General features: G+C 52.5%; 9 protein-coding genes. 4 read left to right on the top strand and 5 right to left on the bottom strand.

Translation table 11 applies throughout. The features are described 5' to 3' along the window. Positions 1-57 precede the first annotated feature (57 nt). The 4 genes from H8S18_RS08155 (at position 58) to cdd (ending at position 4,131) form a co-directional block, all read left to right on the top strand. Positions 58-1,371: a thymidine phosphorylase gene (locus H8S18_RS08155; protein WP_186857820.1), complete on the top strand. Its 1,314-nt coding sequence runs from the start codon at positions 58-60 to the stop codon at positions 1,369-1,371. 48 nt (positions 1,372-1,419) lie between these two features. Beyond that, entirely contained in the window at positions 1,420-2,547 is a 1,128-nt protein-coding gene (locus tag H8S18_RS08150; RefSeq protein ID WP_186857819.1) for a BMP family lipoprotein, read from the top strand. A gap of 128 nt (positions 2,548-2,675) precedes the next feature. After that, complete coding sequence (gene mtnA / locus H8S18_RS08145; protein ID WP_407926962.1) at positions 2,676-3,728, top strand: S-methyl-5-thioribose-1-phosphate isomerase; 1,053 nt, start codon at positions 2,676-2,678, stop codon at positions 3,726-3,728. A 4-nt stretch (positions 3,729-3,732) separates the two neighbouring features. Beyond that, positions 3,733-4,131, top strand: a complete 399-nt coding sequence (cdd, locus tag H8S18_RS08140; RefSeq protein ID WP_186857818.1) for a cytidine deaminase — start codon at positions 3,733-3,735, stop codon at positions 4,129-4,131. Positions 4,132-4,289: 158 nt separating this feature from the next. Here cdd and H8S18_RS08135 read toward each other — a convergent pair whose 3' ends face one another. The 5 genes from H8S18_RS08135 to H8S18_RS08115 all read right to left on the bottom strand — a co-directional run bounded on the left by H8S18_RS08135 (position 4,290) and on the right by H8S18_RS08115 (position 9,762). After that, the gene (locus H8S18_RS08135) at positions 4,290-5,096 is read right to left on the bottom strand and encodes a sugar phosphate isomerase/epimerase family protein (protein ID WP_186857817.1); all 807 of its coding nucleotides are present in this window, start codon (positions 5,094-5,096) and stop codon (positions 4,290-4,292) included. A 59-nt stretch (positions 5,097-5,155) separates the two neighbouring features. Continuing rightward, entirely contained in the window at positions 5,156-5,788 is a 633-nt protein-coding gene (locus H8S18_RS08130; protein ID WP_186857816.1) for a GNAT family N-acetyltransferase, read from the bottom strand. 169 nt (positions 5,789-5,957) lie between these two features. After that, a complete protein-coding gene (gene pepF / locus H8S18_RS08125; RefSeq protein ID WP_186857815.1) occupies positions 5,958-7,835 on the bottom strand; it encodes an oligoendopeptidase F in 1,878 nt (625 codons plus the stop codon). A gap of 209 nt (positions 7,836-8,044) precedes the next feature. Further along, entirely contained in the window at positions 8,045-9,397 is a 1,353-nt protein-coding gene (locus H8S18_RS08120) for a PFL family protein (RefSeq protein WP_186857814.1), read from the bottom strand. Positions 9,398-9,489: 92 nt separating this feature from the next. Continuing rightward, positions 9,490-9,762, bottom strand: coding sequence for an ACT domain-containing protein (locus H8S18_RS08115; RefSeq protein WP_186857813.1), 273 nt, complete (start codon positions 9,760-9,762; stop codon positions 9,490-9,492). Between the last annotated feature and the right edge of the window lie 46 nt (positions 9,763-9,808).

Genomic DNA, 9,808 nt, shown 5'->3' with positions numbered 1-9,808 from the left:
AAAGGCCGGTAAAAGCTCCGGTGTAATTAAGCGATGAAAAAAGAGGTTTGACAGCATATGAAAATGTATGAAATTTTAAACAAAAAGCGGTATGGGGAAGCCCTGACGCCGGGGGATATTGATTATGTGGTGAAGCGCTTCACAGATGGAGAAATTCCGGATTACCAGATGGCGGCGCTCCTGATGGCGATCGCGATCAATGGAATGGACGACACGGAAACCTTTGCCCTTACAAAAAGCATGGTGGAAACAGGTGAGACCGCGGATTTATCTGCAATCCGTGGGATCAAGGTGGATAAACACAGTTCGGGAGGAGTGGGAGATAAAACAAGCCCGATCGTCGGGGCGATTGTCGCGGCGTGCGGCGTGCCCGTTGCCAAAATGTCCGGCAGGAGCCTGGGGTTTTCCGGCGGCACGGTGGACAAACTGGAAGCCATACCCGGTTACAGCATCGCAATAGAAAAGGAACGCTTTTTCGAGATCGTGAATACGGTGGGCGTGAGTATCATCGGACAGACCGGGAACCTCGCACCGGCAGATAAAAAAATTTACCAGTTGCGCGATGTGACCGCAACAGTGGAAAGTATTCCGCTGATCGCCTCCAGCATCATGAGCAAGAAAATTGCCGGCTCCGCCGATGCGATCCTGCTCGATGTAAAAACTGGGAACGGAGCGTTCATGAAAGATATCGCAAGCGCGACGGCGCTCGCAGAAAAAATGGTGGCGATTGGAAAGCGCTTTGGGAAACATACGGTTGCGCTTGTCACACAGATGAACTGCCCGCTGGGAAACAATATTGGCACATCGCTTGAAGTAATCGAAATGATCCAAGTGCTGCACGGAAACAAGGCGGGACGGCTTAAGGAACTATGCTGTGTGCTTGCGGCGAACATGCTGTACCTCGCACAGAAAGGCAGCCTTGAGGCGTGCGAAGAGATGGCGGCGCAGGCGCTTGAAAGCGGACGAGCGTTCCGGAAGTTCCGCGAAATGGTGGCGGCGCACGGCGGGGATGTGACACTGGTTGACCATCCGGAGCGTTTTCCGGAAGCATCCTGTATAAAAGAGGTGCGCGCCTGGCAGGATGGATTTGTACAGGGCTTCCAGACGGAAAAGTGCGGTATGGCTTCCATGGCGCTTGGCGCCGGACGCGAGAACAAGGATGCGCAGCTCGACTATACAGCGGGCGTGTGTCTTGCAAAAGGGTATGGAGATCCTGTACGGCGTGGAGATATCCTCGCATCGCTGCACACCTCGCGGCCGGAGACGCTTGACCGTGCGGAGCAGCTTCTGCGGGAGGGCATCGTGATTAGCGGGGAGGGCCCGAAAAACCTCCCGCTGGTCTACGCGCGGATCGACAGCGAAACAGTTTGAAATTGCAGATGATGCAATCAAAATAAAACACAAGAGAGGAAAAAAATCATGAAAAAAGTAGTTGTACTGATGCTTACGGTCTTGATTGTTCTGAGCGTTTTAATGACGGGGTGCACTGCACAGGAACCGGCACAGGAAAGCAGCGCCGCGCAGAGTACGGAAAACGAAAGCACCGCGCAGGAAAACGGTGAAGGTGAAAGCGAAGCGGGCAGCAAGCCGGCAGCAGGAAAAACGCTGAACGTTGCGCTGGTGGCGGACCTTGGGGGAATCAACGACCAGTCTTTTAACCAATCGGCATGGGAAGGCATGCAAAAACTGGAGGCAGACCTCGGATATCAGGTAAAATACCTGGAATCTGCACAGGAATCGGATTTTGGATCGAACCTTGATAAACTGACGGATGAGGAACCCGATATGATCTGGGGCGTCGGTTTCCTGATGGCAGACGCCATGCTCAATGCGGCCAAAACAAACCCGGACCAGAAATACGGCATTGTGGATTCCTCTTATGAAGAGACACCGGAGAATCTGACGAGCGTACTCTTCAAGGCGCAGGAATCAAGCTTTCTCGTCGGCTATATTGCGGGACGCATGACTGAAACGGATCATGTTGGACTCGTTGGGCCAATCAAAAACCCAATTATCGACCAGTTTGAATATGGCTTTCGTGCGGGCGTTGCCTATGCGGCCAAGGAACTCGATAAGGATATTGCGGTCGATGTACAGTATGCGGAAAGTTTCAGCGATAACGCAAAGGCAAAAGCTATTGCAACGGTGATGTATAACGATGGAGCGGATATTTTGTTCGCGATGACGGGCGGGGCAAGCATCGGCGTGATCGAGGCAGCCAAGGAAATGGATCAATATGTGATCGGCGTGGACCGGGATCAGAACTATCTTGCGCCCGAAAATGTCCTTACCTCCGCGATCAAAAATGTAGATCAGGTAATTTATAAAATTACCCGGGAAATTGCGGACGGAACCTTCGCAGGCGGGACGGCCACCTCGTACGGCCTTGCGGAAGATGCGGTAGGAATTGCACCTACATCAGACCAGCTTGTGCCTGCAGATATCCTTGCGGCAACCGATAAGGTGAAGGAAGAATTGATCTCCGGCACAATTACAGCGCCTCTCGACGAAGACTCGTTCAATGAATTTATGGCAGGGCTGGCATAAACAGAACAGAACGCAGACGGGATGCGCCGGACCTTACGGGCCGGCGCATTTCATATGAAGGCATTCGACAGATTTGAATAAATCAAAGCATAGTCCGCAAATAATAGTAAGGAGAAAAGAAAATGTCTTTGGATAAAATGATGGAGCTGCAGACAGTACGATATGGAGAAGACGGATTGTTTATTCTCGATACGACGAAACTGCCCCGCAACTTGGAATATATAAAAATGGAAACGGTTGAAGAGTGCTTTGATGCAATCAGGACGCTGAAAGTACGCGGTGCGCCGGCAATCGGTGTAGCGGCGGCCTATGCGCTGGTTCTTGCGGCGGAGGAGGCGCGTCAAACCTCGTATGAAGAGTTTTACGAGGATTTTAAGCGCGCAAAGGATTATTTGGCAAAATCCCGGCCGACGGCGGTTAATTTATTCTGGGCACTCGACCGGATAGACCGAATGGTTCAAAAGCACAGGGGGGAAAGCCCGCATCGCCTGCGGACGGCAATTATTGACGAGGCGGACCGGATCAAGCAGGAAGATGTGGAAATGTGCCGGAAAATTGGAGAGCACGGCCTTACCCTGCTTTCGGACGGTATGGCGATCCTTACGCACTGCAACACAGGCGTACTTGCGGCATCCCGGTATGGAACAGCCATTGCACCCGTTTATCTTGCAAAAGAACGGGGAACGAATATTAAGGTATTTGCCGATGAGACGCGTCCGTTGCTTCAGGGAGCGCGCCTCACCTCCTATGAACTGTTTCATTCAGGCGTGGACGTAACGCTTATTTGCGATAATATGGCGGCAATGGTGATGAAAAACAAATGGGTACAGGCTGTATTCATTGGTTGCGACCGAATTGCGGCGAATGGCGATGTGGCAAATAAGATTGGAACCTACGGCCTTGCCGTCCTTGCTAAGCACCATGGTATTCCGTTTTACAGTGTGGGACCGACCTCCACGATTGATATGGAAATCGCGACCGGAGATGAGATCCCGATCGAGGAACGCGGTGCGGAAGAAATTATCTATGGCCTTGGATATCAGATTGCTCCCGAAGATGTGAAGGTATACAATCCCGCATTTGATGTGACGCCAAATGAACTGATTACCGGAATTATTACGGAAAAAGGAATTGTGCGCCCGCCTTTCCGGGAAAATCTTGCGAAGTTGTTTGCAGAATAGAACGATGAAAATAAACGGGATGAAACTCGTGCAACTGGCCAGGGAAGCGGCAAAGAATGCGTATGCACCTTATTCGTGCTACCGGGTAGGAGCAGTGATTCTTGCGCCGGACGGAAAGATGTTCTGCGGCTGCAACGTGGAAAACGTTGCCTTTTCTGCTTCCATTTGTGCGGAACGTGCGGCTGTGGCGCAGGCGGTTTCAGCAGGATATACGGAGTTTGTGGCGATTGCCATAGCAGGCAGCGGAATGGAGATGGCATATCCCTGCAGAATATGCAGGCAGGTTCTTGCAGAGTTTTTACGGAAAGACACTAAAATATTCTGCGCAAACAGTGTAGGAAAATATGAAGTATTCACGCTGGAAGAACTTCTTCCCTATCGATTTTATACCGGACTGAAATAACACAAAAGGATACCGCGTTTCCGCAGTATCCTTTTGACATTTGTCTTGTACTTCCGCGTGAGACGGAAAATCTTCGAGCCGGTCGAGCCGGGCAAACAAAACAACGGCACAGCGCAAAACGCTGTGCCGTCTCCATATGGCCAATTTATAATCACAGTCTATTTTATTAAAGACTTCATATAGTTTGCATATCCCGCAAAAGCAATCCCCGGTTCTTCGAGGGAAAGATCCCAGCGCTTAAGCCATTCGAGGGAATAAAATCCATCATAGCCGATTTGGCTGAGGCGTTCCACGCATTCGCGCACAGGAAGGTCCCCATAGCCGACCATGGTGTATTTTAGCTTGTCATTATCATATACAGAATCTTTAATATGTACGTGGCGGATAAGGTCGCCGATTGTGTCGATTGTGTATTCCGGCGTTTCGTTAAAATAACGGTATGGGTGGTGGATATCCCATAGTACGCCGATATTTTCTTCGCCAGCGCAGTTTACAAGCTCCACCATGTTGCGGGAATCGGCGAAAAATCCGTTCGTTTCAACAAGCACGTTTACGCCGAGCGGTTTTGCATACTGGGCAACCTCTTTTACGCGGGCCGCAATTTCAGGAATATTGAGTTCGCCGCTTTGCTCCGGGCCGAAATCGCCCAGCACACGAATATTTTGAATACCCATGTCGTGCGCCGTATCCGCATACGCTTTTGCAAGGTAAAGCACGTCGCCAAGATGGTTTGAATCGTTCATATAGCATGCGGAGGTCAGGCATGCGATGGTAAGCCCCTTAGCTGCAAGGAGGGCTTTGGTCTTTGGCGCATTTTCAGGTGAGAACTGCGGAATACGCGTCCCATCGATCACGTTTCCCACGCCGCGGATTTCAATACCGTCATAGCCCATATCGCATGCAGTGGAAATAATATCTGAAAAGCTCCATTCAGGGCAGCCCAATGTGGAAAAACAAAGTTTCATAACAAAAACCTCCGTTTGTTGATACTGTTATTTTAACATAACCAATATTTGTTTGCAATTTACACTTCGTATCCGTAGAGATAAAAATGCAGCGGTTTTCCATCCGCTTCGATACCGAGGAGCCCTTCCACTTCTGCGAGCCGCTCATACCCGAGATGGTCGTAAAAACCGAAATTGCAAAAGCTGTCCGTAAGAAGGAATGCGTGCCGCGCTTCCTGTTTTTTCAGGAAAGCGTTGAACCGCGAAAGAAGCGTTTTCCCGACGCCCAGGCCGCGCGCCTCCGGCGCGGTGGCGAACAGCACAAGCTCCGCGTCGAAACTGCCTTCATAAGGCGCGAGAAGCTGCCGCTCATATTTGGCGGTACGTGTCTGCGCTTTGTAAAACTTCCGCCCCTCCCCGGAGCGTGAAAATTCCCGCAGGAACCGCCGCGCTTCCTTTTCAAAACCCTTGTGTTCCGCGGGAAAGGGAAGGGAACCGCAATGCCCAAGAAGTATACCGAGGATCCTGCCGTCCCGCTCCGCGGCTTCAGCATAATTCTGGCGCGCGAGGTAGGCATACCAAAATGCAAGCCCGGCACGCCGGACGGTGCTTTCATCGTTTAAATATTTGTCAAACTGCCAAATCCCGCAGAGCATTTCGCTGATCTGCGGGTAGTCCTGTTCCGTAATAGTTCTATATAAAATGGATTCCATAGATCATAAGCGGAAATCCGTAAGGATCTCCTGCGGCCCTCCTGCCGCCGCACAACCAGTGACGGGCTAAAAAATCCGGACAAGCCCGGCGCTTCGGGAAAACCCGAAGCCGCCCCAAAGGGAATATTCAAACAAAGCCCTGACAAACAGCCTTCCTGCTGCAGGCCCGTCACAACATTTGTTCAAATTCATCCAGCGCTTTTGCAAACTCCTGCATGCAGACGTCCACAGGCTCGCCGCCCGCTAGGTCTACATGTGCAATCTTTAAAAGCTCAAGCGGATAGTCGCTGCCGCCCGAAGACAGGAAGCGGATATAATCCCCGACCGCGTTTTTCCTGCCGCTGAGGATATCCGACGCGATTTTTACCGCGCAGGAGAAACCCGTCGCATATTTATACACATAGAACGCATTGTAAAAGTGCGGGATGCGCGACCATTCAAAGGAAATCGTATCGTCCCGCGCAATTTCCGGGCCGTAATACAGCGCGTTAAGGTCGCCGTACATCCGGCACAGGCTTTCGTGGGTCAATGCTTCGCCCGCCTCCACGGCCGCGTGCGTCATTTTCTCAAACTCCGCAAACATGGTCTGCCGCACCACCGTCGTACGGAACTGGTCGAGATAGTGGTTCAGGATATACCTGCGCGCGTCCGCATCCTGTTCCGTACCGAGCAGGTAATGCGTGAGCAGGATCTCATTCACTGTGCTTGCGACTTCCGCCACGAAAATTTCGTAACCCGCTTTCGCCTCAGGTTGGTTTTTATTGGAATGGTAAGTGTGCATCGCGTGGCCAAGCTCGTGCGCGATGGTGAACACGCTGTCAAGGTCGCCGCGGTGATTTAAAAGCACATATGGATGTACGCCGAAGACGCCCCACGAATATGCGCCGCTCGTCTTGCCCGGCGTTTCGTATACATCGATCCAGCCGGCATCCTGCGCTTCCTGCAGCAGGTTCCCGTATTCTTCGCCCAAAACGGCAAGCCCCTTTTTCACGAGCTCCATGGACTGCTCGTAGGAATATTCCCCGTGCGTCTCTTTGGCAAGCGGGGTATAGATATCATACATGGCGAGATCCGTAAGCCCGAGCGCCTTTTTGCGCACGTCCACATAACGGTACATGATGGGCAGGTTTTTATGGATCGTTTCGATCAGGTTATCGTACAGCGCAACGGGCACGTTGTCTGAAAAAAGCGATTTTTCCAGCGCGCTGCCAAACTTCTTGGCACGCGCATAGAATACGTCTTTCTTGACGCTTGCCGAATAGGCCGCGCTGATGGTGTTGATCATATCCTTGTAGGACTTGTAATAGGTTTCGTAAGTTTTTTTGCGTACATCGCGGTCAGGGCTTTGCATCATCACGATATATTTGCCGTGGGAAAGCTGGACGCATTTTCCGTCCGCATCCTTTACCGTACCGAACTTCATGTCTGCATTGTCGATCATGGTGAAGATGTCTTTGGGCGCGCCCGCGATGTCTGCAGTCATGGAAAGGAGCCGTTCTTCTTTTTTGGACAGCACGTGCTTTTTGCCGCGCACAAGTTCCTTGAGCATGAAATCATAGGGCGCAAGATTTTTGTTCCCGTGCGTATGGTTGCCGCACTTCGAGCAATGGCCGCCCTTTTTGCATGTTTTAGGATTACGGCCTTTTTTACAGTGAGGGACAGCCGCTTCGATGTAGCCTGTGAGCACGCCCGGTTTCAAAGCGAGAAGCGCGGGACTCACGAACGAAAGCGCGCTGCCGAGGCGCACGTTTATATCCATCGCGCGCGCGGTCTGCGCCTGGTAAGCCGTATCCGCGTTGTTTTCATCGCGGCGCATACGCGCATATACAAACAGGTTGCCCGCGATGTGCTCCATCTGCTCCATGTCATGAAGGGCGCTGGCAAGGCTCTTTTCGTCTTTTGTCAGCGTCTTCTGGATATGGGGGATGCCTTCCATCAGCTTCTCGAGCTTTTTATAATCTTCCTCCCATGCCTCATCCGTGGCATAGATATCTTCCAGTACCCATTTATATTTTTGGTCGATTTGGTCTCTTGTTTTTTCTTCCATCGTATTTACTCCTTTTGCCTGTCCGGCAGGCAGATAAAAAGCCTTTGCTCCTATTATAACGCTGTTTCCATGCATTTAACAAAAAAATAGAAAGAGAAACATATTTTGGGCAAGATACTTCAAAGACGGGGAAACCAGGTCCTGCCGCGTATGGCCGTATGAAATGCGCGGCAGAGCCAACCCGTTATTTTTTCTGTGCGCGCTCCGGCTTAATTCCTCTGTGCGTGCAAGGGAGCCGGGATGCGCCCGCCCCGCGCGATGAATTCTTTCGGGGAATTGTGGTTATAGGGCATGATGGGCGCACGGCCCAGAAGCCCGCCGAAATCCACATAATCGCCCACCTGCTTGCCGGGTACGGGAATGAGGCGCACTGCCGTCGTTTTGGTATTGACCATGCCGATCGCCGCTTCGTCCGCCATGATCGCCGAAAGCACCTCTGCCGGGGTATCGCCGGGGAGCGCGATCATGTCGAGGCCGACCGAGCATACGCACGTCATTGCCTCAAGCTTCTCCAGCGTGAGCGCGCCCGTTTCCGCCGCGTGGATCATGCCCGCATCTTCGCTGACCGGGATGAACGCACCCGAAAGCCCGCCCACATGGGAGGTAGCCATGATGCCGCCTTTTTTCACCGCGTCGTTGAGGAGAGCGAGCGCGGCGGTCGTACCGTGCGCGCCGCACGTCTCAAGGCCCATTTCTTCGAGGATATAGGCCACGCTGTCGCCGATGGCCGGGGTAGGGGCGAGTGAAAGGTCTACGATGCCAAAGGGTACGCCAAGCCTCCTGCTTGCTTCCCGCGCTACAAGCTGGCCCATGCGCGTGATGTGGAATGCGGTCGTTTTGATGGTCTCCGCCACTTCGTCGAACGGCTGGCCTTTTTTGCTTTCCAGCGCGGCTTTGACCACGCCCGGACCGGAGACTCCCACGTTGATGACGCAGTCTCCTTCACCCGTGCCGTGGAACGCGCCCGCCATGAATGGGTTATCCTCCACCGCGTTTGCGAATACCACGAGCTTTGCCGCGCCCATGCCGCCCTGCGCGGCGGTCAGCTCGGCGCTTTCCCGGATGACCTCGCCCATGCGTTTGACCGCATCCATGTTGATGCCCGCACGCGTTGTCGCCACGTTGACGGAAGAGCATACGATTCCCGTTTCGCTGAGCGCCTGCGGAATGGAATCAATAAACTGCGCTTCTGCGGCAGTTGCGGCTTTCTGCACAAATGCGGAATAACCGCCGATGAAGTCCACGCCCATTTCGTGCGCGGCCCTGTCCATCGCGTGGGCGAATTTCACATAATCTCCACAGCCTTGGGAAATAAGGGAAACGGGCGTTACGGAAATGCGCTTGTTGACGATCGGAATACCGAATTCGTTTTCAATTGCCTCGCCCGTCCTGACGAGATCCTTTGCTTTGCGCGTGATTTTATCATATACGCGTCCGGCGCATACGTCCGCATTGCCGGACACGCAGTCAAAGAGGGAAATACCCATGGTAATCGTGCGGATATCAAGGTTCTGCCGCGCGATCATGTCGATCGTTTTCAATATATCTTTCTGGTCTATCATAAAAAACCCCTTTTAAACAATTGATCGGAAGCAGGAAACAGGCATACAAACGCGCCCGTAGCGTGCTGCGGCCCGCACCCGCTTGCCTGCGCCTATACCCGGTGCATACTGTTGAAAATTTCTTCGCGCATCAGGCGCACCTCGATGCCGATTTTCGCGCCCGCCGCGCCGAGCTGTTCCTTTAACTGCTCAAACGATACCTTCATAGCGGCAAGATCGACAAGCATGGTCATGGCAAACACTTCGTCCCGCAGGACGGTTTGCGTAATGTCGAGGATATTCGCGTTTGCCTCATAGAGCGCATGCGAAATGTGGGCGATGATGCCGGGCTTATCCTGCCCGAGTACGCTTACGATTGCTCTCATAGATAAAACTCCTTTTGTAATAGTAGACAGAAAACCCAAGACGGTG

The organism is Christensenella tenuis (genome assembly GCF_014287795.1).
Classification (GTDB): domain Bacteria; phylum Bacillota; class Clostridia; order Christensenellales; family Christensenellaceae; genus Christensenella; species Christensenella tenuis.
This window is presented reverse-complemented; position numbering and strand designations above follow the sequence as displayed.

Bases quoted from the DNA above. Each gene is read 5' to 3' on its own strand.
- H8S18_RS08120 (WP_186857814.1), bottom strand. From the start codon at position 9,397: ATGATAGACCAGAAAGATATATTGAAAACGATCGACATGATCGCGCGG.
- pepF (WP_186857815.1), bottom strand. From the start codon at position 7,835: ATGGAAGAAAAAACAAGAGACCAAATCGACCAAAAATATAAATGGGTA.
- H8S18_RS08155 (WP_186857820.1), top strand. From the start codon at position 58: ATGAAAATGTATGAAATTTTAAACAAAAAGCGGTATGGGGAAGCCCTG.
- H8S18_RS08135 (WP_186857817.1), bottom strand. From the start codon at position 5,096: ATGAAACTTTGTTTTTCCACATTGGGCTGCCCTGAATGGAGCTTTTCA.
- cdd (WP_186857818.1), top strand. From the start codon at position 3,733: ATGAAAATAAACGGGATGAAACTCGTGCAACTGGCCAGGGAAGCGGCA.
- H8S18_RS08115 (WP_186857813.1), bottom strand. From the start codon at position 9,762: ATGAGAGCAATCGTAAGCGTACTCGGGCAGGATAAGCCCGGCATCATC.
- H8S18_RS08130 (WP_186857816.1), bottom strand. From the start codon at position 5,788: ATGGAATCCATTTTATATAGAACTATTACGGAACAGGACTACCCGCAG.
- H8S18_RS08150 (WP_186857819.1), top strand. From the start codon at position 1,420: ATGAAAAAAGTAGTTGTACTGATGCTTACGGTCTTGATTGTTCTGAGC.